The 23,672-nt window shown below is 64.8% G+C and carries 18 protein-coding genes; 4 read left to right on the forward strand and 14 right to left on the reverse strand.

Translation table 11 applies throughout. The features are described 5' to 3' along the window. Nucleotides 1-178 precede the first annotated feature (178 nt). Both IAE34_RS19540 and IAE34_RS19545 read left to right on the forward strand, forming a co-directional pair. Nucleotides 179-1,396 carry a Bcr/CflA family efflux MFS transporter gene (locus IAE34_RS19540; RefSeq protein ID WP_200140591.1) on the forward strand — a complete coding sequence of 406 codons (1,218 nt, stop codon included), beginning with the start codon at nt 179-181 and terminating at the stop codon, nt 1,394-1,396. A gap of 279 nt (nt 1,397-1,675) precedes the next feature. Continuing rightward, nucleotides 1,676-2,578 (forward strand): LysR family transcriptional regulator, encoded by a 903-nt coding sequence (locus IAE34_RS19545; RefSeq protein WP_200140592.1) that lies wholly within the window; start codon nt 1,676-1,678, stop codon nt 2,576-2,578. A gap of 214 nt (nt 2,579-2,792) precedes the next feature. On the opposite strand, the gene IAE34_RS19550 is transcribed toward IAE34_RS19545, so the two are convergent. After that, nucleotides 2,793-3,539: a sulfite exporter TauE/SafE family protein gene (locus tag IAE34_RS19550; RefSeq protein WP_200140678.1), complete on the reverse strand. Its 747-nt coding sequence runs from the start codon at nt 3,537-3,539 to the stop codon at nt 2,793-2,795. Nucleotides 3,540-3,629: 90 nt separating this feature from the next. On the opposite strand from IAE34_RS19550, the gene IAE34_RS19555 reads away from it, so the two are divergent. Continuing rightward, a complete protein-coding gene (locus tag IAE34_RS19555; protein ID WP_200140593.1) occupies nt 3,630-4,520 on the forward strand; it encodes a LysR family transcriptional regulator in 891 nt (296 codons plus the stop codon). 59 nt (nt 4,521-4,579) lie between these two features. Then, nucleotides 4,580-5,083 (forward strand): OsmC family protein, encoded by a 504-nt coding sequence (locus IAE34_RS19560; RefSeq protein WP_200140594.1) that lies wholly within the window; start codon nt 4,580-4,582, stop codon nt 5,081-5,083. 38 nt (nt 5,084-5,121) lie between these two features. Here the strand turns inward: IAE34_RS19560 and IAE34_RS19565 are convergent, their stop codons facing one another. The 13 genes from IAE34_RS19565 to IAE34_RS19625 form a co-directional block, all read right to left on the reverse strand. Beyond that, a complete protein-coding gene (locus IAE34_RS19565) occupies nt 5,122-6,300 on the reverse strand; it encodes an SfnB family sulfur acquisition oxidoreductase (protein WP_200140595.1) in 1,179 nt (392 codons plus the stop codon). A 176-nt stretch (nt 6,301-6,476) separates the two neighbouring features. Next, the gene (locus IAE34_RS19570) at nt 6,477-7,553 is read right to left on the reverse strand and encodes a C45 family autoproteolytic acyltransferase/hydolase (protein ID WP_200140596.1); all 1,077 of its coding nucleotides are present in this window, start codon (nt 7,551-7,553) and stop codon (nt 6,477-6,479) included. Next, nucleotides 7,550-8,167 carry a GNAT family N-acetyltransferase gene (locus tag IAE34_RS19575; protein WP_200140597.1) on the reverse strand — a complete coding sequence of 206 codons (618 nt, stop codon included), beginning with the start codon at nt 8,165-8,167 and terminating at the stop codon, nt 7,550-7,552. Before IAE34_RS19575 ends, IAE34_RS19570 begins: the two co-directional genes overlap by 4 nt. Before the next feature lie 50 nt (nt 8,168-8,217). After that, nucleotides 8,218-8,484, reverse strand: a complete 267-nt coding sequence (locus IAE34_RS19580; RefSeq protein ID WP_200140598.1) for a hypothetical protein — start codon at nt 8,482-8,484, stop codon at nt 8,218-8,220. Nucleotides 8,485-8,488: 4 nt separating this feature from the next. Continuing rightward, nucleotides 8,489-10,000 carry an AMP-binding protein gene (locus tag IAE34_RS19585; RefSeq protein WP_200140599.1) on the reverse strand — a complete coding sequence of 504 codons (1,512 nt, stop codon included), beginning with the start codon at nt 9,998-10,000 and terminating at the stop codon, nt 8,489-8,491. After that, nucleotides 9,997-13,278, reverse strand: coding sequence for a non-ribosomal peptide synthetase (locus tag IAE34_RS19590; RefSeq protein WP_200140600.1), 3,282 nt, complete (start codon nt 13,276-13,278; stop codon nt 9,997-9,999). The genes IAE34_RS19585 and IAE34_RS19590 overlap by 4 nt, the downstream gene beginning before the upstream one ends. Continuing rightward, nucleotides 13,275-15,578 carry a class I tRNA ligase family protein gene (locus IAE34_RS19595; protein WP_200140601.1) on the reverse strand — a complete coding sequence of 768 codons (2,304 nt, stop codon included), beginning with the start codon at nt 15,576-15,578 and terminating at the stop codon, nt 13,275-13,277. Before IAE34_RS19595 ends, IAE34_RS19590 begins: the two co-directional genes overlap by 4 nt. A gap of 36 nt (nt 15,579-15,614) precedes the next feature. After that, a complete protein-coding gene (locus tag IAE34_RS19600; RefSeq protein WP_200140602.1) occupies nt 15,615-16,646 on the reverse strand; it encodes an NAD(P)/FAD-dependent oxidoreductase in 1,032 nt (343 codons plus the stop codon). A gap of 41 nt (nt 16,647-16,687) precedes the next feature. Then, the gene (locus IAE34_RS19605) at nt 16,688-18,064 is read right to left on the reverse strand and encodes a lysine N(6)-hydroxylase/L-ornithine N(5)-oxygenase family protein (RefSeq protein WP_200140603.1); all 1,377 of its coding nucleotides are present in this window, start codon (nt 18,062-18,064) and stop codon (nt 16,688-16,690) included. A 131-nt stretch (nt 18,065-18,195) separates the two neighbouring features. Next, nucleotides 18,196-19,320: a cytochrome P450 gene (locus IAE34_RS19610; protein ID WP_200140604.1), complete on the reverse strand. Its 1,125-nt coding sequence runs from the start codon at nt 19,318-19,320 to the stop codon at nt 18,196-18,198. Between the two features lie 2 nt (nt 19,321-19,322). Beyond that, the gene (locus IAE34_RS19615; protein WP_200140605.1) at nt 19,323-20,516 is read right to left on the reverse strand and encodes an acyl-CoA dehydrogenase family protein; all 1,194 of its coding nucleotides are present in this window, start codon (nt 20,514-20,516) and stop codon (nt 19,323-19,325) included. Between the two features lie 22 nt (nt 20,517-20,538). Next, complete coding sequence (locus IAE34_RS19620; protein ID WP_200140606.1) at nt 20,539-22,746, reverse strand: iron-containing redox enzyme family protein; 2,208 nt, start codon at nt 22,744-22,746, stop codon at nt 20,539-20,541. Next, nucleotides 22,746-23,663 (reverse strand): hypothetical protein, encoded by a 918-nt coding sequence (locus tag IAE34_RS19625; RefSeq protein WP_200140607.1) that lies wholly within the window; start codon nt 23,661-23,663, stop codon nt 22,746-22,748. Before IAE34_RS19625 ends, IAE34_RS19620 begins: the two co-directional genes overlap by 1 nt. Nucleotides 23,664-23,672 lie beyond the last annotated feature (9 nt).

Genomic DNA, 23,672 nt, shown 5'->3' on the forward strand with positions numbered 1-23,672 from the left:
GCCCTTCCCACCTCCCTTCCCAGAGCCACAGGTCTTCGGACGCTGTCGACCGGCGTGCCCGGCGCACGGCACTGTGGCAGATCGTCCGGTCTTTGGCCAAAGGTCCTTGACTACCTATTGGCACGCACCTAGGATTCGCAGCCTACCGGCCGGTAGGTCGTAAATCTGCGAGATGATCATGAACGCCACTCCTTCACCCTCCGTACCGTTCAAGCTGGCCTTGGGCCTGGGCCTGATCGGGGCCTTGGGTCCGTCGGCCGTCGACATGTACCTGTCGAGCCTTCCGGAAATCGCCAGCCACTACCAGGCCAGTTTCACCCGCGTGCAACTGACGCTGACTTTCTTCCTGCTGGCCATGGGCGCCGGCCAGCTGATCTTCGGCCCGGTGGTGGACGCCTACGGTCGGCGCCGACCGCTGTTGGCAGGCCTGCTGCTGTTCATCCTGTGCTCGTTGGGTGCGGCCATGGCCCCCAGCCTGAATGCGTTGATCGCCCTGCGCTTCTTCCAGGGACTTGGCAGCGCACTGACCTTGGTGGTGATCATGAGCATGGTGCGCGACGTCAGCCAGGGCGTGGCGGCGACCAAACTGTTCGCGCTGCTGATGACCATCGAGGGCGTGGCGCCGATCCTCGCGCCGGCCCTGGGTGGCGTGATCGATGCCCATTTCGGCTGGCGCGCGGTGATGCTGGTGCTGGCGGGCGTGGGCCTGCTGGTACTGCTCAACACTGTGCTCAACCTTGCGGAGACCCTGCCCGTCGAGCGCCGTGAGCCGCTGCGCCTGGGCCAGGCGTGCCGCACTTACCTGGGCATTCTCGGCGACGCCGGTTTCCTGCGTCCGACCCTGGCGGTCGCAGCCGTGTTCTTTTTCCTGTTCGCGTACATAGGCGGCGCCACGCTGGTCTATCAGGCGCATTACGGGCTGACGGCCCAGCACTTCGGACTGCTGTTCGGTGCGACCGGCATGTCGGTGATGGTCGGCGCCCTGCTCGCCAGCCGCTTGATCGGCTGGCTGGGGTTGAACCGTCTGAGCCTGGTCGGTGTGTCGTGCATGGCCCTGGGTGCGCTGCTCACCTTGCTCAGCGCAGCGACCGGTCTGGGATTGCCGGGTGTGGCCGGCGGCATGGCGTTGGCACTGTTCGGGCTGGGCATCGCCGAGTCGACATTGATGTCGCTGGTGATGGCGTCCCAGGACACCTCCCTGGGCTCGACCGCCGCCCTGCTGGGCGCCATCCAGCTGTCGGTGGCCTCGACCGCCTCGCCTCTGGCCGCACTGACGTTGCAGCATGGGCCGCTGGCCTGGAGCGCGTTACTGGCGGTGAGCGCACTGGTCGTGTGCCTGCTGACGGCCCTGAGCCTGCGCAATGTACCTGCCAGCTTCTCGATGTCTGCGCACTGAGGCGCCCAACAAGGCGCCCTCCAGACGATCGCCAAGATAATTATCGCTTTTGAGCTACGCTTGCCTATTCGAAAGGAACGGGGTCGAGCGATCGATCCCCGATCAACGTGTTCAATGACCAATCGAGCCAACGGTTCTCAGCCACACCCACCGCAGCGCTGCAGTGGGTGAGCACGCGTGAGCCCGCTGGCCGCGCAAGACCCTTCACATCAATAACAATCACCGAGCGTTCTGCGCCAGGGCGATGTTTTGCCGCAGGGCACTCGAAGGGGAGCGATCATGCGATTCGATCTAGTCGATTTGAAGCTGTTTCTGAACATCGTCGAGGCAGGGAGCATCACCCACGGGGCCAGGCATTCGAGCCTCACTCTGCAAGCTGCCAGCGAGCGTCTGAGGGGTATGGAAAGTGAGCTGGGCGTGTCGCTGATGAATCGCTCAAGGGCGGGGATTTCATTGACCGACGCGGGATTTTCCCTGCAGCACCACGCCCAGGGCGTGTTGAGCCGGATCGAATGCATGCGCAGTGAGTTGCGCCAATACGGCCAGGGCCTACAGGGTCGCATCAGGCTACTGTGCAATTCCGCCGCTCAGAGCGAGTACCTTCCCGAGCTGGTGGGCGAATTCCTGAAGATCAACGGCAAGATCTCCATCGAAGTGAAGGAGAAGGTCAGCAGCGAGATCGTCAGCGACTTGAAGAACAAGGCCGCGGATCTGGGGATCGTCGCCGATTCGGTCGACCTGGACGGCCTGTGCATGGCAGCATTCAGCGACGATCATCTCGTGGTGGTCGTACCGAGCAAGAGCGACCTGCTCGCCACCGAAGAAACCTGCTTCGCCGACGTGGTCCATTACGAGTTCATCGGGCTGGCCGAAGGCAGCGCTCTGCAGCAGTCCATCGAGGGTCATGCCAGGAAAATGGGTGTGCGCATGAACTATCGCGTCCGGCTGGCCAGCTTCGACGCCATCGCGCAGGTGATCAGCTCTGGCGTGGGCCTGGGCATCATGCCGCGGCAGGCGGCGCAGCGGCTTGGCAAGCTGCTCGACCTCAGAATGGTGAAGCTCAAGGACGATTGGGCGCTACGCAAACTGATGATCTGCTTCAGGGACTTCAAGTCGCTGCCTGGCTACTATCAGGAGCTGGTGAGTTTTCTGCTGAAACGAAGGCCGCAGCCCCTGCCCTGATCCCGGGCCGGCGGCGTCAGGAAATCGCCCCGCTCTGGCCGATCGTCATGACCAGGATCGCGATGATCGCCAGCGCGATGTACCAGACGGCCAGCAGCGTACCTGGATCGACGTCTTCAAGCTTCATCTCCTGCTCCCTGGACGCCCGTTGAGCGTCGATCGCCTTGCTGTGTATGCCGTGCTTCACCGCACGGCGTCCTGGCCTGGGAGGACGTCAGAAAAACGGCCGCGAGGCCAGCTCCATACCCAGGACGATGAGAAACGCCAGGAAGCATTGCTTGAAGCGCTTGGCGCTGATTCGCGCGCGAATCGTCTGACCGATGAACATCCCGACGAGCGCTGGAATGATCGCCAGGGTCGAAAGCCCCAGTTGGTCGACCTTCAGGCCGCCATGCAGCAGCAACCCGGCCGCCAGCGCCAGCGTCGATACGGTGAACGACAATCCCAGCGCCTGTACCAGCTCTTCCTTTTCCAGTTGCAGCGACTGCAGGTACGGTACTGCCGGCATGACGAACACGCCCGTAGCGCCCGTCACTGCGCCCGTTATCAGGCCGATGATCGGAGAAAGCCACTTCTCGGCCCCCGGCGTGACCACCAGAGGCGGAGCGAACAACGCATAGGCCGCATAGATGATCAGCGCGGTACCCAAAGCGAAGCCTGACCACAGAGGGTTGACCGAAATGAGCAGCGCCGAGCCCAGTACCGTCCCGATCACGATCGCCAGCTGCATGGGCCAAAGCCTGCGGATCAGCCGGACGATCGCAGGTCCCGACACGAACTGCCAGACGTTGGTGACGAACGACGGAATGATCAGTATCGCCGCCGCGGCCGACGGCGGCATCGCGGTGCCCAGCAGTCCCATCGCGACGGTAGGCAGGCCCATGCCCGTGACGCCCTTCACCAGCCCAGCGGCAATGAAGGTCAGGGTAATCATCGAGTAGAAGAAAAAAGTCTCGTTCATGCCCGAATTGAAGGTGATCCCGCCTGGGCGCACAATTAGGATTAATTTTCGTAGCCTTCGGTTGAGCCGAAGGCTGGGCTGGAGACCTTCATGCGCTTCGATCTTGCCGACCTTCGACTGTTTCTCTGCATAGCGGACGCTGGCAGCATCACCCAGGGCGCCCAGGCGGCTCACCTGGCATTGGCCTCTGCCAGCGAGCGACTGCGCAACATGGAGCACGACGCCGGGGTGGCGCTGCTGGAGCGACGCTCCCGTGGGGTAGTCGCTACCCAGGCAGGCGAAGCGGTGGCCCACCATGCGCGGCTGATCCTGCAACAGCAAGCCCTGCTCAAGAGTGAGCTGAACGGGTTCGCCAATGGCGCGCGTGGCACGCTCTCGCTATACGCCAATACGGCGGCATTGACTCACTTTCTGCCCCCCAGGCTGGCCGACTGGCTGTCCGGGCGGCCCGATATCCATGTGGACCTGCGGGAAAGGACCAGCCTGGAGATCGTCCAGGGCGTCGCGGCTGGCATGATCGAGGCGGGTATCATTTCCGACTCGTGCGAGTGTCCCGGGCTGCATGTACGCCCGGTCGCCCGTGATCACCTGCTACTGATCGTCCCCCCCTCCCATCACCTCGCAGCGCGCAGTACGATCCGTTTCGCCGACGTGCTGAACGAGGTGTTCGTCGGCCTGGCATCCGGCAATGCCTTGCAGGATCACATCCAGGACCAGGCCGAGGCCTCTGGACGCAGCCTGACGCTGCGCATTCGGATGAAGACCTTCGATGGCCTGTGCACGATGGTCGATCAAGGGGTCGGGATAGGCATCGTGCCCCAGAGCATCGCCGATGAGCTGCAGCCTCGCTATGCCTACGCCAGGGTGGCGCTGGAGGATGACTGGGCGTGCCGTCAGCTGTGCGTGGTCTACCGTGACTGGCTGGAGCTGTCGCCAGCGATGCACAGTTTCCTCAGGCACCTGGGCGTGCCCGCCGACTGAGCCTCGACCGGCATGACGCCTGGTTAAAAAACATTCATCCACCCCTTCAGGAGGGATCCATGCACACGAAAGGCCATGAATACGCGGTTCAGGTGACCTGGACTGGTAACCAGGGATCGGGTACTTCGTCCTACCAGGGCTACAGCCGAGCCCATGTGATCAATGCGCCCGGCAAGGCGCCCATCGAAGGCTCGTCCGATCCTGCCTTCCGGGGTGATCCGACGCGCTGGAACCCGGAGGAACTGCTGCTGGCCGCCCTGGGCGCCTGCCACAAGCTCTGGTACCTGGGCCTGTGTGCCGAAGCCGGCGTGGTGGTGCTGGCCTACGAGGACGATGCCCAGGGGACCATGGTCGTGGAGCGCGATGGCGGCGGGCAGTTCACCTCGGTCACCTTGAGACCCAAGGTGCTGTTGGCACCTGGATCGGACGTCCACACCGCGCGGGTACTGCACGACATGGCCCATGAGAAATGCTTCATCGCGCGCTCGGTGAATTTTCCAGTGCACCATCAAGCGCAGCTGTCCTTCGCGCCGAACGAGTCAAACACAGGGTGCCCGCAGTGACAGTCACCCTGTGCCGCTGACGGCGCTGGCGACACCGATCAGATGTAGTTGTGGCGTTTGGGCAGCTTGCCATTGAGGAAGTAGTCACCGATGGCCTGCAGCTTCCAGCGCACGGGGTCATGCAGGGTATGGGTGCGAGCATTGCGCCAGTGCCGGTTGAGGTTCAGTTGCTCGCGCGTGGAGCTGGCGCCACACAGCTCGAAGAGCTTGTTGGTCGCCAGCAGCGCCGCCTCGTCCGCCAGAACCTTGGCCATGCCGACGGCGATGGACACCTCGGCGACCGCCTGTTCGTCAGGCCGGTCAGGCATCTGGTCCATGCTGGCCGAGGCCTGATCGAGCATGGCCGATGCCGCGGCCGTGGCCACCTCGAGCCTGGCGATCTGATCGATCAGCAGCGGATCGTCCGTAGCCCGCTCCAGGCCGCTGTCCATCCAGGGGCGCGTGTGCTGCCGAACGTACTGCTTGGTATCGGCCAGGGCTTCGCACGCGATCCCCAGGTCGATCGCGGCATGGATCAACTGGGACCCGGCACCGATCACGTTGTTTTCGACGAAGGCTTCCGTATAACCGAAGACCATCGATTCATCCACCTGGGCGTCGACCAGTTTGACCGTGCCGCTGGCGGTCACTCGCTGGCCGAACCCTGCCCAGTCGTTTTCCACGGTGACCCCCGCCGCGTCCCGTGCCACCACGGCATTGACCATGAAGCCCAATTCGTCCTTGGCCACGATGGCGATCCAATCGGCGTGGATGCACCCGGTCGCATAGAACTTCTTGCCATTGAGGTAGAGCTTGCCGTCGCGTTGGGTGAGCGTCGTCTTGATCTCGCTGATGGTCTTGGTGCCGATCTCGGAGGCGGCCTGCATGAGCTTCTTGTTGGCCAGCGCCTGGTCGAAGAAAAAGCGTTTCTGGGCCTCGGTGCCTACCACCTTGAGCACCTCGATCAGGTGGAAGTGGCTGCGCGGAATCTGGGCGATGGAGGGGTCGGCGGCCGCGATGATGCGGGTCACCCTGGCCACCGCCTGATGCCCCAGCCCCGGTCCGCCGTAGGCTTCGGGCACGGTGATCGCCCACAGGCCGGAGTGCGCGTATCGATCGACCTCATCGGCACTCAGCGCCCGCGATGCGTCTCTTTGCGAGGCGGTGAGGCGCAGGTCGCTGGCCACTTCGTTGGCGATCTGTTGCAAGTCGTTCATGACACTGGTTGCACGAGTCATCACATTGCCTCTCTACAGGATTGTTGTTTTCACAAGAGCGTCCGTAGCCTCTTCCTTGAGCGTCAGTGACCTGAGGATGCGGGGGGTGATCGGCCACGGCATCCTCACGGCGACCGGTTCCGATGAGCTCACCCACCGGCGGCCTGACAATGTTCAGTGAAGCGGCGGTGCAGCTGTCATCTCTGGAGTAATGGTCGGGCACCTCGCGGCGTGTGCGTGGGCATGGAGGGCGTCAGTGCATAGGTACTGGTGTTCGATAGCGATGGATCGCCGCAGCGCAGCTGCATTTCGGCATGGGTCGGGCGCATCACCACAGCCGCTACCGTTCGTTCCTTGCGGATGTTGCCGGTGCCTTTGACACAGATCGGCGCAGCGCAGAACAGCTCGAAGCAGCCCTGGGCATCGATCACCGGGCGCTGCATGAAAGCTCGCGCAGCCTCCAGCCTGCGCAGCGAGGCGTTGCGAGCGAAGACGTTCAAGCGATCCTGGGCCAGGAAGTCCTCGTGCAGGTAGTGATTGGTGTGCGCAAGGAGCTGCTGTTCGAGTACCCTGCACTCCCCCTCCAGTACCTCGACGGTCAAGGCTGTCTGTGCATCGCACAAGGTGAAAGAGCGCGAGCTCGACAGTGGCAGGCTTCTCAGGCGCTCCAGGGCCTGGCTGGCCGTCTGGCAGGTATCGAGCAGGTGGCGGATCGCCAGATACGGCGGGACGCCCGGCCGCCATGTCCCGCCCAGCACCAGGTTGAGCCCGATCGCCAGCCCCGCTTCGTTGATGCCCAGATAGCCCAGCAGGCCCGCGAAGCTGAGCACCAGGGCGCGACAGGGCGTGCCCTGGATGTCCAGCACCGCGATGCAGTCGTCGAGGTTGCCGTTCAGATCGACCGTCTGGGCCAGCAGGCTCTCGCCCTGGAGCGTGGCCAAGGTGGTGCAGTCGCCGGCCGTGGTGGCGTGGTAGCCGATCACCTCGCGGCGAAGCTGCAGGAGCCAGGCCTGATCTCGGCTGAGCCCAGCGCCTGCGGCCAGGCCATCGATTTCCAGGCCGATGTCGGGCATCACGGCGCAGACCACTTCGCGGTGGCTGGCGACCAGATGCTGCAGGTATTGGGCACTGAGGTCGCGGTCGGTGAGGCAGTCCAGGCGGCACTGGCCATCGGCGACGAACGCCTGCAAGCGCTCGCGCAAGGCGGTGCCATGCTGATGGCCGCGCGCGAAGGCATCGCCACGCAGGCACACCCGGGTAGCCTGGGGTGTCATGCCTGCGCCTCGGCGGGCTGGCGAAGCTTCTCCTGGGTGAGCAAGCCCTGCTTGATCGCGGGCCACTCCGCGGCAAGCACGCTGTAGAAAATGGCGTCGCGTCGGCGCCCGCCGGGCATGTAGTTGAAGCTGCGCAGTACTCCTTCCTCCTGAGCGCCAATGTTCCTCAGGCCGGCACGCGCCTGAAGGTTGAGCACGTCGGTCTTGAACTCGACGCGCTGCGCACTCAGGGTCTCGAAGGCATGCTGCAAGAGCAGGAACTTGGCCCAGCGATTGATACCCTTGCCGCGGAAGGCCTCGCCCAGCCACGACCAGCCGATTTCCAGCCGCGCGTCCTTCTCGAACAGGTTGCCGTAGCTCATGCTGCCTGCCACCGCGCCGGTGGACTTGTCGACCACGACGTACACGGCCCGTGCGCCGCTGGCCTGGTCGGCCAGCATGCCGGAGAAGAAGGTGTCGAACTCGGCATCGGTGCCCACGCGAGACACGAAGTAGCGCCAGATATGACCATCCTTGGCCAATTCGCGGATCGCCGCGCGATCGGCCTCGGTCACCGGCCTCATCTGCACCTGGTCGTTTTCCAGCACTGCGGATGCGTTTTCTTTCCAGTTCATGATTCACCTCGTTGTGGATTCATTGGCGTGTCGCGTTGTTGGCGTGCGGCTCAGACGTCCTCGACCGTCTCGGTAGCGGCAAGGATCCGCACGACGTCGCCGAGCGTGCGCATGCTGTCCAGGTCCTCCTCGGTGAGCCGGCCGATATCGACCCGCGCCACGTCGCACAGGGCCGTGATGAACAGCACCTTGTTCAATGACGTCAGGCCGAAGGTGTTGGCCATGTCGTCGTCCAAGTTCATCGGGGGGGCGTCGCCATCGACCCCCAGGCAGTTGGCCAGTTGTTGCCGGGCGAGTCGTACCAGCTCTTCATGCATGGCTTCATGCCTCCACTTTGGCGGTCAGACGCGATTGAAATCGTTCGAAGATTGCGCGGCGGATCGGTTTGTACTGGGACGTGAGCAAGCCGTTGTCGATCGAGAACGGTTCGTCGGCGACCACTGTCCGGCACACCTGCTCGTCGGGCTGGCTCCGGGCATTGATCTGCTGGCGCAGGCCGTGCACGTTCGTGGCCTCGTCCAGGGAACCGGCCGGCGACAGCACCGCCACCAGGTCCTTCTGGTCCAGGCAGAAGATCACGCATTCGGCCACCCAGGGCGCTTCGCGAAAACGTGCTTCGATCGGCTGGATATCGATTTTCTTGCCGTTGTCCAGCACGATCACGTCATCGTTGCGGCCCTTGATGAACAGAAAGCCATCCTCATCCAGGTAGCCCAGGTCGCCCGTTCGCACGCGTCCCGGGGCGACGAAGATCTTTTCGGAGGCGCCGGGCGGCGCATGCAGGTAGGCGTCATTGACCGGGAAATCGCTGCACACCACTACCGAGCCATCCGCCTCGATCACCACCCGCTTGCCGGCGAGCGCCTGGCCCACACTCCCCTCGCGGGACGCGCCCGGATGGTTCTTGGTGACGATGCAGGTTTCGTTCAGTCCGTACCCTTCGTAGATGGGTAATCCGACTTCCCGGTAAAAGTGCAACGTGGCGCTGTCGGCCGGGGCAGAGCCTGTCCACAGGTAACGGATGTTGGGACCGAACAGCTGCCGAGCCCTGGCCTTCAGGCTCTCGGTGTCGCGACTGGCAGTGCTCGGGCCCTGAATGTGTCGACGGGCCGTTTCGAAGAACGCCGGTACCCCCATGACCACCGTTGGCTTGGCCTGGCCCAGGGTCAGGAACGCGGCCTGGTAGGTGCTCAGGGTCACATCGTGGCCGAAGGCCAAGGCCGAGTAGATCCAGTAGCGCTGCTGCAGCAGCGACAGCGGCAGGAAGATGAACAGGTTGTCCGGCGGGCCGTGCTGGAACACCTGCTGTACGGCCGAGAGGGACGAGTCGATGCTGCCTACCGTCGCGGCCAGGCCTTTCGGGGCGCCGGTCGAGCCTGAGGTGAACTTGATCGTCGTGGTGTCTTCGGCTGCGTACATGGGAGGAACGATCTGGTTCACCTGCCCGTCCAGCCCGGTGGGCAGGCTGGATAACGTGCTTACCCGCGAAGCGGGATCGTCCGCACCCTTGTCGGTGAATAGCCAACGAAGGTCATAGCGCGCCGCCAGGTCATCCTCCAGGCGGAACTTGCCGGGGTCGAAACCTGCCGTGCGGATCTTCAACCGCAAGGCAGCGAGGTCCAGCAGCACCCATTCCAGGCAGTTGGCCGCCAGGATACCGATGCTGTCGCCAGGCCCCAATCCCAGTGACTGCAGATGCTCGGCCACTACGCTGGATCGGACGAAGACCTCTGTCAGAGGCATCCTGGTGACACCGCCCAGGCTACCCAGGATCAGGTCGCCGCCAGCGGTGGGTGGGCTAGCAAGGATTCGCTCGAGCGCAAAGGAAGTCATCGGGCAGCCGCCTCCTTCTCGGCGATCTGCGCGGACAGTTGCCTGGCCAGCGCTTGCACGGAGTTGTACTGGTACAGGGCATCGAGCGGTAGCCCGATGCCGAAGGTCTTGCGCACCTGGGTCAGCACCCTGACCGCGGCCATCGAGCTGCCCCCGGAGGCGAAGAAGTCCGCTGCCGTGTCGATTTCAGCCTGGGGCCGTCCTAGTACATTGGCCCAGATGTCCAGGACGTCGCGCATCACCTGTGAGCACGGCGCTTGCTCGTCTGGCGCCGGTGGCGCGGCGCTGGCCTGGGCAGTGAATTCGCTGAGCGCCGTGCGATCGATCTTGTCGTTGCGATTGCGCGGCAGCGACGCATGCCAGACGTAGCGTGCGGGCACCATGTAGTCCGGCAGATCGCGTGACAATTGCGCCCTGATCGCAGCAGGTTCCAGGGCAGAACCGCTCGGCACCAGATGGGCAACCAGGGTGGCGCCGTGGGGCTCATGGCACACCACGACGACGGCCTGACGGATGCCGTCCACTTCGGCCAACCGTGCTTCCACTTCGGCGGCTTCGACACGGTAGCCGTTGACCTTGAGCTGATGGTCGATTCGGCCAAGGATCTCGATGTTGCCATCGGGCAGATACCTGCCGCGATCGCCGGTCCTGAACAGCCTCTCGCCGCTGCGCTCGTCCCACCCGTATCGCTGCGCCGTCCTCGCCTCATCACCCAGGTAGCCTGGCGTGACCCCGGCACCGCCTGAGCAGATCTCACCCGCCACCCACTCCGGGCAGTCGCGATTGGCGGCATCGCGCACATGGGCGGTGTTGTTCGCGTTGGGCCTGCCGTAGGGAATGCTGAGCCCTTGCAGATCGCTGCGGGCGATCTCGTGCACCATGTTCCAGATGGTGGTCTCGGTAGGCCCTCCCAGGGATACCAGGCGGATGTCCGACCTGGACTCGGCCAGGCGTGCCGCCAGGGTCACCGGGATCTTGTCCCCGCTCATCATCACCAGGCGCAATTGCGAAGGCAGCGCGCAGCCGTGGTCGAGCAGCATCTGCACCACCGACGGCACCGAGTTCCAGACCGTCACGCCACCCCGTTCGCCCAGTTCCCGCCAGTGCTCAGGGTCGGCCACGCGGTCGTGATCGGGTAGCACAAGGGCTGCGCCACTGGACAGGCTGGCGAAGATGTCCCAGACCGACAGGTCGAAGTTGAATGCACTGATGGCGAAGAAACGGTCAGTCGGGGCGATGCCGAAGCGCCGTGCGCAGTCGGCCACCAGGTTGGCGACGTTGCGGTGGGTGACCATTACCCCCTTGGGCTCGCCGGTGGTGCCTGAGGTGTAGAGCACATAGGCCAGATCGTCGCCGTTGACGCCGGCTGGGCGAGCAGGCAGTGCCTGGGCCGGTAGCGTCTGGTCGAGCCGCAGGTGCAGGCGCTCGTCCGCATAGGCCCCGTCCACCAGCACGCACCTCACCCCGGCATGGTCGAGCATGTAGGCCTTGCGGTTCTGCGGCAGCGCCACGTCCACCGGCAGATAGGCCGCGCCGGCCAGCACGCACGCCACGATACCGATGATCTGCTCTGGCCCTTTGCGCGCATGCACGGCCACCAGTTCGTTGCGTTGCACGCCCTGTCGCTGCAGCCAGGCCGCTGCGGCCGACGCCCGTGCAAACACCTCCTGGTAGCTCAGGGTAGCGTCACGGGTGATGATGGCCGGCGCCTGGTTGTGGGTGCTGGCAGCTTCCAGCAAGGCGTCGCCCAGCCACTGCCGGGTCAGCGGGGTCGTGGTGGCATTGGCGGCCGCACGTTTGGCGCGCTGCGTCGCAGGCAGCAGATCGAGGGTGCGCTGCGCCCAGGTGGCCTTCGCGGTCAGCTGTTGCAAGGTCAGGGCGTAACCCTGCGTCATGGCGTCCAGCATGCCGGGGTGAAAGCGCGACTCGACCGCGTCCAGGCGTATGACCAACTGACCGCGCTGCTCCATCACGAACACGTCCAGCAGCACTTGTGGCGTCTGGCTGACGCTGAAGACCTCGGTGCCCAGCAAGGTCAGCGCCGTGCCATCGACCCCGCCCAAAGCGCCCACCGTCGAGTTGAAGGTGAAGGGCATGCTCGCCGCGCCCGGCCCGCCAGCGGTTCGGGCGAGCGCCTGCATGACTTCGATCCCGGAGAAGTGTCGATGGTCCAGGTCGGTATGCAGGCGCGCTTGCAGGGCCGCGGCGGCCTGCGCCAGCGTCAGGGAGTCGGGCAACTCGACGTGCACCAGCATGGGGTCGGAGAACGGACCGATCGCCGTGTACGCCGCAGGGTGCATGGGCCGTCGGTTGGCTACTGTCACGTTGAGGGTGAAGCGATCGCCCGCCCCCCACTGGGCCAGGACGTGCGACCAGGCGAACAGCAGTGCAGCCGAAGGCGTGAGGCCTTGGTCCCGGCATCGTTGCTGCAAGGCGTCCCACTGGGCCGGATCCAGAGTGACCGAGCGCTGGGTGAAACGGTGATCGACCTGCGTCCCTGCGCCGTTGGGCAGCGCCAGCCGGGGCGCGGCTGGCAGATCGGCCAGACGTGCCAGCCAATACGCTTTCGAGCGCGTGTAGGCAGGCCCATCGCGGTCCTTGGCGATGGCCTGGACGTGGTCGCGAAACACCAGTTGATCCGCGGCCAAGGTGCCGCCTTCATAACAGCGGTGCAGCGCATCGAAGAACAGGAACATGCTGATGCCATCCATGACCAGGCCATCATGGTTCACGAACAGCACCCTGCGCTGGTGGTCCAGTACAGCGACTTCGACACGAACCAACGGGCCGTCGAGGGGCAAGGTCAACGCGCTGAGCGCTGCACGCTTCTCGGCCCTTTGCACCTGCTGCTGCGGTGCATCGAGGTGCTGCCAATCGCTGACCAGCAGCTCGAGCCCGGCGCTGGATTCGGATTGCCGGTGCTCGTCCAGCACACGGCTGCGCAGCGCCGAGTGGGCCGCGCTCACTTGAGCCAGGGCGTCCTGCAGGCGCTCGATGTCCCACTCGCCGTCGATCTCGTGGTAGACCTGGTTGGACACCCCGCCCAGTTCGAACGCTGCCGAGCGCCCCCTGACGTAGGCGCCTTGCAGTGGCGTGAGAGGGAATGCGGTGCTGACCGCTTCGAGGTAATGGATGAGCGCGGGTTTCTGCGCCTTGATGGCCTGTACCAGGTCATCGGTGATCGCCTCGCTGGGCCCGCGCAGCTTGAGGTTGCCCTGCTCCACCTCCAGGGCCAGCCCCGCGGACGTCAGCGTGTTCAAGAGGGCCGTCGCGCTCATGATGCCACCTCCTCGGTCACATCTTTCGCGACGGCGCAGGCGTCGACCTCCCTGGCCAAGGCATCGAGAGGGGTGTGCATCAGCTTGTCGATGGGCACGTCGAGCGCCTTGTCCTGCAGGAGCTGGTACTGGAGCGTCACTGCCACCAGCGACGAAGCGCCCAGCTCCTGCAGCGTGCGACTGCCAGCGTCGGTGCCTGCTCTGGGTATCAGGAGCTCGACCTGCCGTTGCAGCCAGGTTGCGCAGGGCTGCGCGGCGGGCAGTTCACCGGAGCGGTGTTCGTCAGCGCCATGTTCGGTGGAGCCATGTTCGGTGGACCCTGGCTCATCGGGGTTCTGGAAGAAGGTCGCGTCGGCCAGCGAGCACTGGCTGCCAGGGACCATGATCTCCACGGTACGAGGCCAGACTGCGCCCGACGTGCTGCCCAATGCTTCCAGCAGCCGGGTGGAGAAGCGCGGCATCAGGGGCGCGGCGAGCTGGGCGAGCAACTGTGCCGCTGCAAGCTCCAGCGCCACCGAGGTCCGATATTCGTCCTTCAGGTGCGCCGCCAAGGCCAGCAGTTGCTGGGTGGCGGCGAAGGCCATGGCATCGTCCACCAGCCGGTTCAACTGGGCGGCTGCACGGCGCAGGGAGAAACCCTCAGGGTTCAGCGCGCGGGTCACCGCCTCCAGATGCACGGCCAGCGTGGCCAGGAAGGCCGAATGCTCGGCAGTCCAGATCCCGGCATCCGGGACGACGCCTGCGTGGTGCCGGTTCACCCGATCGCCCAACGCGCCGAGCCAGGCTTGCCATTTGCCGACCAGCACGTCGCGGACCGTCTCCCGGTAGGCCGCCAGTTCGAAGTTGCTGCGTTGATCTTCCGGACGGGTCAGGCACAGGTAGTAGCGCACGGCATCGACGGTCTCGGGCGTGAGGATGTCCTTGCCCCAGACCGCATGGCGGCGGCTGGTCGAGAACTTCTTGCCGTCGAGCAGGTAGAACTCATTGACGTGATAGTCGATGTCCGGCTGCCAGTCGGGCCAGGCCAGGCGGTAGAGCACGGGGTACAGAATGCCGTGGTAGAAACTGTTGTCGTAGCCGAAGAAATGGACGATCTTCCAGTCACGCTGGGGCGCCTGGGCGTTCCAGTCCGCGCCCAGCCTGCGGCCCAGTGCCTCGATACCGTAGAGGAAGCCGTAGCTCATTTCCGGCCACACCCAGATCACCTGCTCCTGGTCCGACTCGACCGGGCGGATGCCCCAATCGCTGTAATGGGTCATGGGGATATCCAGGCGCTCGTGAGCCAGTACCCGGGTGGTGAGCTCCTTGAGCCTGGCCGGTACGCGGCCCAGGCTGTGGTGACGCTCCAGGTCCGAGGCGAACTCGCCGAGCGGCAAGGTGAACTGCTCGCGCTCCACTCGCTGCGCAGGCCGATCGCTGAGGCGTGACAGCGGCTCACCCAGGTCGACTACCACATTGGGTTCGCCGCACTCCTCGCAGATATTGCCGTTGGTGGTCCTGCCGCACCCTGGGCAGGCTCCGCAGACATCCACTTCGTACAGGTAGGCACCGGTCTCGGGGTCTTGCAGGGCGGCGACCTGCGCGCACGCCACCCGCCCGGAGTCCACCAGCCTGGTGAAATACCGCTGCAAGCCGCTGGCGTAGTCGGGGGACTTGTCGGTGACCGTGTACTGGTCGAGTTCGATGTCCATCGCCGCCAGGGTCTGGAGAATCTCGGCGGAGTAAAACTCAGCCACTTGCGCGGGGCGCTTGCCGTCCTTCCTGGCCAGCGCGTCGACATAGCTCTGGTAGTCGTCCGAGCCTGTCAGGTGCCAGGCCGTGTGGCCGATCAGGCGCTGATAGCGCACGTACGCGTCGGCCCCCAGGTACGGCCCGGACAGATGTCCCAGGTGCAGGTCGCCATTGGGCGTGGGCGGCGTGGAGAAGATGAACTGGGGCCGCTGCGCAGGCACCTGACGCTCGGGTGAAGTGGCCGACTGGCTGGCCCGTTCGGCGTCGCGCCGGTAGGACAGGAAGAACACCAGGTCTTCGCTGCCGGTGTTGGTAATGACATGGGTTTCGAAGGGTTCGAAGACCGCCACGCTGCCTGGACCCACTTCATGGCTCTGACCCCCCACCTGGATGCTGCCCTGACCTTGAACGATGACGAAGAACTCGGTCTCGTCATGGCGGTGACTGGTAGAGCGCTCGCCTGGCGCGACCCGCCCCCATCCGGCTGGGGCGTTCAACCCCTCGATACTGCCGATCTGGATGCCAAAAAGATTCGAGAGCTTATCAAGACTGTAGTGATTGACGCGCATGGCTAGATACCTTTGATATTCCAGGAAATGGGCCAGTCAAAGCAGTGACAGAACCTCGGCCGCCAGAGCAGGTGCGAGGCGGTAGCCAGACCCGTTGGCGGCACCGGCGAACACCAGGTGGCGGCCGACCTCAGCGATGATCGGCACCCTGTCGGGGCTGTAGGCGTCGCAGAACACGCGCCCACCGTCCAGGCGCTCGGCCCAGGCCGGCGCGTACCTGGCCAATACGTTTCTGGCGTCGTTGATGTCGGTGAAGGACAGCGAGGGCGCGACGGTGCCGGGATCGACGTCCCATTCATCGCAGGTGTAGCTGAACAGCCAATGGCCCCGTTGCTGCAGGGGGAGCAGGAACGCGTCGTCGTCCTGGAAGACGATCAGCCCGTCCTCGGCCGACACCGGCATGCGCACGTGGGCGGCCACCACTTTCTTCACCCGGATGCCGAGGTGGGCAAGGCTGGACTGCCAGGGCCGTGCAGCCGTCCAGGGGCCGGGCGCCAGCACCAGCTTGTCGGCGTGTATGGCGTGTCCCGTGCTCAACTCGAGCACATGGGCGCCAGATCCGCCGAGGGACTCCACCCTCGCCCCCTCGATCACCTGTACCCGGTCGCCCATGGCCTTGAGCAGGTACCTGACCAGGCCCTGGACGTCGGCATGGTTGGCGCCCTCGCCTGTCAATGCCAGGTGCTCGCCTGGCAGGTCGAGCGCCGCTGTGGGCCACAGGCTCGAGGACACCTCGCGCAGGTCGGCCAGCGGCAGATACTGGGCCTCTACGGCGCTTTGCCGCGATGCCTTGCAGACCACCGTCATGCCGAGCGGATGGATTGGCGCCTGCGGGTGTCGTTGCAGCAGGTCGCGGTAGTAGGTGTGGCTGTACTGCGAGAACCGGCGCACGGTGTCGGATGCGCCTCGGGGAAAATGGACCCCGGCGGAAAAACGTGATGCGCCCTGCCCCGCCAGGGACTGATCGACGATCAGCACCGGCATGTTCGGGTCATGGCGCGTGAGTTCGTAGGCGATCATCACACCGATGATGCCGCCGCCGACGATGACCACGGGAAATCGCTGCATACAGAAGCTCTCCATCGCTTGAGTGGAATGAGGTTCAGGCGCTACTTCAGCGCGGCCTTCAAGGCGCGTGCCTTGCGCTCGACCTGCCCGGCTGGCTGCAGGAAGGGTTGCTGACGCGTCCAGTCGATGAAGGAGCATCCCTGCGGCGCTGCATACTGCCCGGTCAGGCGCCCGACGATACGTTGCGCGCGCCAGGCATTGAGACTCAGGTTGACGTCCGGCAGCCCGCGTTGTCCGCGCACCCCGTTCTGCACGAACACCGCTCTGTCAGCCGGCCCGTCCCATTGCACGGCGAAGTCTTCATCCACCAGGTACTCGGCGTTTTCGCGCTTGAATCGATGGGCAATGCCGTCCAGGAACTGCTTGGGCGCCGGTTTGAATCCGGTGGCCCAGATGACCACGTCTGCGTTTATCGACTCTCTGATGTGGGTGAGGTCGTTGTGCTCGGTTTCCAGCTTCCATCCCCTGCCAGGGTTGGGCACCACGCCGGTCACGCAGCGGTTGGGGAAAAGCCCGAAATGACGCGTGTCCTCATCCACGAAACGGCAGTAGTAGAGCTTCTGGTAGATGGCCTTGAGGGTGGATTCCGAGATGCCGTCGGAGGTCAGCAGATGGGCCGAGGTGGTCTGCTCGCGGACCGCAGACGGCAAGGCACTGGAATAGTTGGAGTAGCACGGCATGTAGAAATCGTTGGTGAAGGTCGAATTGTCGATCGGGAAGTAGTTGCGACGTCGCGATATCCAGTTGACCTGCGCCGGCTTGCTGGCGTGGGGCTTGGAGATCAGGTCGAGGAACACCTCGGCGCCTGATTGCCCACCACCCACGATGGCCACGCGCTTGCCGGCCAGGCTGTCGTTCCTGAGCATGTACTGGCTGATGTGGAAGTGATCCTGCGCGGGCATGCAGCGGGCGAACTCCGGCACCCATGGCTGCGTGCCAACGCCGACGCTGATGTTGTCGGCCGTGATCTCGCGCCGGTCGGTGCGAATGCGGAACACCGTGTCGAACTCCACCTCCAGCACGCGCTCGGCGAAGGTCACGTTCGGGTTCTTCTTGGCGGCCCAGGCCATGTAGTTGCGAAACTCCCGGCGCGGCACTTCGTCGAACTGGGCGTTGAGAAAGTGATAGATGCGCCCCTTCTCGTGCAGGTAGGCGAGAAACGAGAAGGGATTGGTCGGGTCCGAAAGCGTCACCAGGTCCTTGAACAGGGACACCTGCAGGGTGGCGCCATCGATCAGCTGGTCATCGTGCCAGGTGAAGGACTTCTTCTGCTCGACGAACAGATTGCTGATGGCTGTCTTCGGGTGCAGCAGGGACGCCAGGCTGAGATTGGCAGGCCCTGCTCCGATGCCGAACAGCGTGTAGTGTTCGAGCGATTTCTTGATGACCGGCCGCTTGTAGTTGTTGACGGTTTTCATCTTCTACCCTCTTCCCTGTCAATTGATGAATTAACTTGCGAGTCGGATCGATGAGCGCGGGTGTCTTCAAGGCCCGCGCGCCTCCTCGCGCGCCGGCCTGGTCGCAGGCGACCTATTCACGCAGCCGGGTATCACCATCTCGGGATACGCGCGTTGGCTGAGCGGACATAGGTGATCGCGGATGAAGGCCGTGGTGCGGCCGAAGTGTTTTCCAGCAAGGCGTTGAGCACCCCACAGGTGATGGCGACCGCCAGTGTGCTGCCCGGGCAGCGGTGGCGGCCGTGGCTGAAGGTGAAGCACTGGGCGGCGGTGCGTTGCGCGATGAAACGGTCAGGGTGCGCGTTGACGAGCGGGTCCCGGTTGGCCGCGGCGAGCAGCACGAGCACCTGGTCACCCGCGCGCAACCGCTGGCCCAGAATCCACAGGTCGCGTGCCGCGAAACGCCGGGTGTTCTGGATCGGCGCATCGTAGCGAGCCACTTCCTCGACATAGCTCAGTTGCTCGGCCAGGCCGTCAGGCCAACCACCCTGCCTGGACAGCGTGACCAGGGCATTGCCGATCAGCCCGGCCGTTGCGTCGTAGGTTTGCGAAAGAAAACCCACGGCGTTTTCCAGCAGCGCTGCCTGTTCGGGCCAGCCCTGGGCACATGCGGCTTGAAGAAGCGCCGCGAGCAGAGGTCCATTGGCTGCGCCGCTGACGTGGCCGTGGAACAGGTGCAAGAGTCGCTCGGCTGCCAGGGACGCTTGGCGCTGCTGCTCGGCGCCTGCCGCGGCCGGCAGGCACTGCACGAAATCAGCGATCAGGCGGTTGGCCTCGGCGCTTTCCAGGGTGGTGAAGCCACACAGGCTGGCCACCACGCGCGCGGGCACCGTGAACTGGACGTCGTTGTAGCCGGCCCCCTCGTCGAGGCGCTCACGGCACACGGCGTATGCAAGCTTCCTGAGCCGCCTGGTATCCAAGCTGGAGAAGGCGGCCACGATCACAGCCTTGAGCGCATGCTGAAGGGTGCCCTCGCGCATCCGCACCAGGCCACCGTAAACCCGACCGGCGCTGGTACCGACCAGCCCCTGTGGCACGGGCTCGTGAGCAGGTCTGACGAGCAGCTCGGCGTGCTCCAGGCACAGCGTCACCGTCTCTGCGCTGGCCGCCACCCACAGGCTCAGGTCGGCATCGAAGGCCAGTGGCCGGTCCCTGGTCAATCCTGCGTAGTACGGATAGGGGTCGTGATCCTGAACCGCCGTCAGTGCATCGAGCATGGTCACTCCTGCGGGTCGAACGCGTTCTGCGCCTTTCGCGCATCGAGCGAGGTGGCGATGTTCATCAGAAGCACTTCACTGGCCCCTTCATAGAGGCGAAGCGAACGTACCTGGCGATAGAGGCTCTCGGTGACGCTGCCGTGCACCAGCCCTGCGGCACCGGCGATCTGCACCGCCTGGTCGACCACCTCGCACGCCGCTTCGGTGCTGAACACCTTGGCGACCGCCGAATCCTTGGCAAAAGGTCTGCCGGCATCGAGGGTCCAGGCCGCCTTGGCGGTGAGCAAGGCACTGGCGCCCAGTTTCAGTTCCATACCTGCCAGTTGCGCCTTGACGGTGTGCAGGTCCGACAGCGTGCCCTTGTAGGCGCGTCGGGTAGAGGCCCTGGCCAGCGCGAAGTCGGCCGCCTTGCGAGCGAAGCCGATCGCCGCAGCCGCCACGGTCATGCGAAAGCGATCCAGCGACTGCATCGCAATGATGAACCCCTGCCCTTGCTTGCCGATCAGCGCGTCCACCGGTACCCGGCAGCGGTCGAAGCGGATGTTGGCCCAGGACCTGGGGGCGATGGCCTGCACGGGCGTCACGCTGATGCCGGGCAGGCGCATGTCCACCAGCAATGCGCTCAGTCCCAGAGGGCCCGGCGCCGGGCCGGTGCGGGCGATCACGATGCAGACATCGGCCAGATCGCCCTGGGCGATCCACGCCTTGTCGCCATCGAGCAGGTAATGGTCACCCTGGCATTGGGCGCTGAGCCCGATATTGCCCACATCGGAGCCGACGGCCAGCTCGGAGGTGGCGAAAGCCCCCACCACCTGCCCGCAAGCGAACAGCGGCAGATAGTGCCGCTTCTGCGCCTCGCTGGCGTGGTAGGCAATGACGCGGGCGGTCAACTCCTGAATCGAGTAGGCGAAATCCGCCAGATCCGACCCATAGGCCAGCGCCTGGCGTCTGATGCACAGTGAGCGCAAGTCGCCGTGGACGTCACCGGTGCCGGCCAGCAGATGGCTGAACCAGCCGGCGTCGGCCAACTGGGTGATCAGCGTGCGCCCCACGTCCGAAAGCGGTTGGCGCTGCAAGCGCTGCCAGTCGTGGCGCTGCGCGGCACACCAGGCATCGATCTGCCGTGCCAGATGCCGGTGCTCGTCTTCGAACAATGGCAGTTCGAGCACGCTGGGGTCGAAACTGTGAAGCGGCATGACAACCTCCAGAAACCGCGCGTCAGAGAATGAGTTCGGCCATGGCCGGCCTGGAGTTGGCCATCACCGCGTTCTGCAGATCGGTCTCGATGAACCAGGCGAACGAGGCATAGCCTCGCCAGACTCGGCGCCAGACGCAGGCCAGCTCATCGGCACTGGCGTGGCGTGCGGTGTCGTCCATGAAGTGCTCGATCAGCAGGAGCGACTGCCGGGCGTGGCCATTGGAGAAGTTGTCGATGGTCAAGTGCGCCTCCTCATAAACGGTATCGAAGCCATGGCGCCTCAGCTTCTGGATTTCATGCAGTCGCATTTCACCCAGCCCCAGCATCTCGATGCCCAGGTTGTAGCCGAGGATTTCGGGGTAGAAGCTGTCGGGAAACAGCGAAAGCCCGAGCTGGTGCAGGGCGAACGCGTACAGGTCGGGCAACTCGGCCTGGTCGATGAACGCTTCGTCGCGGATATGGGGCAGTTCGATGCCCAGGCTGCGCAGTACCCGCTGGATCAACACGATGTGGTTCTTTTCCAGCTCGCCGTTGCCCATCTCGTCGGCATAGATGGCATACAACATCGCGTCGGTGCGGCTGTTGTAGCGGGCGACGCTCGCCACGCGGTGCGCCCAGCAACCATCGAGCAGGCTGCCCAGTGCGGCGAGTTTCTGCCCGAAGATCACGGTCTCGCGATCGGGGACCGTCTCCAGGCGCTGCCAGGGCTCGACCAGCTTGTTCCAGTAGATCGCCTGCGCCCGCTGGGCCAGCGCTTGCCTGTCCCAGGGCAACCAGGAGGCATCGGTGAAGCGGCCGGCCTGGCCATGGTCGAACAGCCGTTCGGCGTGACGCAGGTTGTCCTCGATTTTCGACCGGATGAGCTCCAGGGTATTGGCGTACGCCTCGATGTTGACCAGGCGGTGCAACAACTCCCGGTCACTCGGTACCTGCGGTGCTTGCCAGCGGATCGTGACTGGCAGCGAAAGGGGCTGCAGTGTCCAGACCGCATCTTCGGGGTGAGTTCCTGGTGCCGATGCCTGCTCGACGGTCTCTGAGTCGTGCCCGTCCTGTACCTCCTGGGTCCAGGCGGCGAGCACGTCGAATTCGTCCTGGGTGAACAGCCCGAACATGGACCCACCGAACTTCGTCGCCTCCAGGAAGGGGCAACTCCCCCTGGCGTTGCGTTTGATCGAACGGGAGCGGCTGAACGCCGCCATGAAAGCCGCGATTTCTTCGTCGGTATAGGTCCCGAACCAGTCAGGCAGGCGCCGGTCACCCAGGCGTACGTACGCGTGCTGGCGTCCGGCATAGGGCATGTGCCGCTTCACGATACGGCCCACTCGCTGGGTCAGGCTCAGCGCTGCACGTGCCTGCACATCGCTCACCATGGCGGCGAGGCTGCGCTGCTCCAACGCCGCGCCGAGGGCCACGCCTCGCAGGAATCGCTGCAGGTCCGCTGCGCCGTCGACCGTGCGGGCGGTGGTTTCGTACACGCTCTCCAGCAGCCGATCCAGCAGCGTGGCGGGCAGGAAGCTCGGCCCCCCCAACAGCCGGTCGTCCACCGCCAGGCGATAGTGGGCATAGTGCACGCCCAGCACCTCCGGCAGGTAGCTGGCCGGCCAGCGCGACAGCGCCAGGTAGAACGCGGCGCACTGAACGACGGTGGTCGGCGCGTCGCACGCCTCCATGAAACGCGCACTGTACAGCGCCGGCAGATGCACACCGCGTTCGGCCAGAGCGCGGACCCGACAGGCCTGCTGGCCCGCCCCGACCACGCCCTTGCCCTTGAGGGCGAAGCGGTGGGCTGTCAGGCGGCTGACCAGCATGGCCGGCTCGGTAGCAGGTTGTGAGACCCGGTCCAGCCAGCAGCCGGCGACCAGTGAAATCGGCGCTCGAGCTTTCAGCACTGCGGCGTCCGTGAGCGCATCCGGGCCGCACAGCTGCGCTAGCGTGTCCGCCAACCCCTCGCGTCTGGCCTCGATCCAGTGGATCAGCTGCTGCGCAGGGATCCGTTCAGGCAATGGCTCGACTTGACAGTGCTCGAACGTGCCGTGGAGCACGGCCAAGGCCAGCAGTTGGCTGTCCTCGCTTTCGATGTCGGCAAGCAGCGCTTCGTACAGCGCCTGCGGGGTTTGCCCGAGACTGTCCTGCAGACGTTGCCGGGCCTGGATGCTGAAGTGCAACGCCTGCGCGGGTATGGAGGTGGTGAGGTCGGGCTCGAAGGCGTGGCGGTCGAAACGCTTCATCACCTGCCCTCCTGACGCAGCAAAATGGCGACCCGTGCGCCAGGCACGCTGGCGGCAAGCAGGTAGTGAGCCCGCTCGACCAGACCCTCGGATTGCGCCAGGTCCACCAGGTTGATGATCGGATCGGCGCCGAAGCAATGGCCGATCCGGGCAATGTTGTCGGTGTACAGCTGGCGTTGCGAAAAACCGGCCTGCCGCTCCTTGAGGGTGCAAACGGGTAGATAGATGTTGCTGTGCAGCAATCGCTCGATATCGTCCAGCTCGAGGTCCAGGCCCTGGAGCATTTGGGCATTGACCTGCCGAGACAACTCGGGCGACAGATCATCCCTGGCCGGGTTGGCCTCATGGGCTTGTGCACACGCTCGGATGGCCAGACCCGGCATCGAGGTATCCCCCTGAGCGATCAGGCAACTCGCTGCACCGTCTGAAAACAGGGCGAACACTTCCAGCCTGTGCGCCTCGTCTTCGATCCGACCGGCCGTGACCACCAGAACCCGCCGTTGGCTGCCTGCAGCCACCAGCGCGCGTGCCACCGCGATGCCTTGCAGAAACGTGGTGCAGCGCCCCAGCGTCAGGCCGATGGGCGTTACGTGGGCCAGGCCGCAGGGTTCCAGGATCGATGCGAGAAAATGACGCTGTTGCTCAGCCGCGCCGGGGAATGCCAGGGCACAGACAATCACACCGTCCACACTGGCCGGATCGCAGTCGGCCGCTTCCAGGGTCTGACGCAGGCTGCTGATCGCCAGTTCAGCCAGGGACCTGCGGGTGGTGCGCACTGTTCCCCAGCCCCACAAGTGTGGATCCAGACGCATGCCAAGACCCTCGGCGCGCGCGCGCCACACTGGGTTGTCCCATGAGACCTGCGTTTCGCCTAGACAGTAACGGGGTGCGACGAGCATCGGGATCGATGTATTCATCTCAGGTTC

Origin of the sequence: Pseudomonas sp. S30, from assembly GCF_016518545.1 — a bacterium.
GTDB lineage: Bacteria > Pseudomonadota > Gammaproteobacteria > Pseudomonadales > Pseudomonadaceae > Aquipseudomonas.

Coding starts and splice junctions, on each gene's coding strand:
- IAE34_RS19555 (WP_200140593.1), top strand. CDS start 3,630: ATGCGCTTCGATCTTGCCGACCTTCGACTGTTTCTCTGCATAGCGGAC.
- IAE34_RS19560 (WP_200140594.1), top strand. CDS start 4,580: ATGCACACGAAAGGCCATGAATACGCGGTTCAGGTGACCTGGACTGGT.
- IAE34_RS19570 (WP_200140596.1), bottom strand. CDS start 7,553: ATGACACCCCAGGCTACCCGGGTGTGCCTGCGTGGCGATGCCTTCGCG.
- IAE34_RS19625 (WP_200140607.1), bottom strand. CDS start 23,663: ATGAATACATCGATCCCGATGCTCGTCGCACCCCGTTACTGTCTAGGC.
- IAE34_RS19565 (WP_200140595.1), bottom strand. CDS start 6,300: ATGACTCGTGCAACCAGTGTCATGAACGACTTGCAACAGATCGCCAAC.
- IAE34_RS19545 (WP_200140592.1), top strand. CDS start 1,676: ATGCGATTCGATCTAGTCGATTTGAAGCTGTTTCTGAACATCGTCGAG.
- IAE34_RS19615 (WP_200140605.1), bottom strand. CDS start 20,516: ATGCCGCTTCACAGTTTCGACCCCAGCGTGCTCGAACTGCCATTGTTC.
- IAE34_RS19605 (WP_200140603.1), bottom strand. CDS start 18,064: ATGAAAACCGTCAACAACTACAAGCGGCCGGTCATCAAGAAATCGCTC.
- IAE34_RS19585 (WP_200140599.1), bottom strand. CDS start 10,000: ATGACTTCCTTTGCGCTCGAGCGAATCCTTGCTAGCCCACCCACCGCT.
- IAE34_RS19600 (WP_200140602.1), bottom strand. CDS start 16,646: ATGCAGCGATTTCCCGTGGTCATCGTCGGCGGCGGCATCATCGGTGTG.
- IAE34_RS19610 (WP_200140604.1), bottom strand. CDS start 19,320: ATGCTCGATGCACTGACGGCGGTTCAGGATCACGACCCCTATCCGTAC.
- IAE34_RS19540 (WP_200140591.1), top strand. CDS start 179: ATGAACGCCACTCCTTCACCCTCCGTACCGTTCAAGCTGGCCTTGGGC.
- IAE34_RS19590 (WP_200140600.1), bottom strand. CDS start 13,278: ATGAGCGCGACGGCCCTCTTGAACACGCTGACGTCCGCGGGGCTGGCC.
- IAE34_RS19620 (WP_200140606.1), bottom strand. CDS start 22,746: ATGAAGCGTTTCGACCGCCACGCCTTCGAGCCCGACCTCACCACCTCC.
- IAE34_RS19580 (WP_200140598.1), bottom strand. CDS start 8,484: ATGCATGAAGAGCTGGTACGACTCGCCCGGCAACAACTGGCCAACTGC.
- IAE34_RS19595 (WP_200140601.1), bottom strand. CDS start 15,578: ATGCGCGTCAATCACTACAGTCTTGATAAGCTCTCGAATCTTTTTGGC.
- IAE34_RS19550 (WP_200140678.1), bottom strand. CDS start 3,539: ATGAACGAGACTTTTTTCTTCTACTCGATGATTACCCTGACCTTCATT.
- IAE34_RS19575 (WP_200140597.1), bottom strand. CDS start 8,167: ATGAACTGGAAAGAAAACGCATCCGCAGTGCTGGAAAACGACCAGGTG.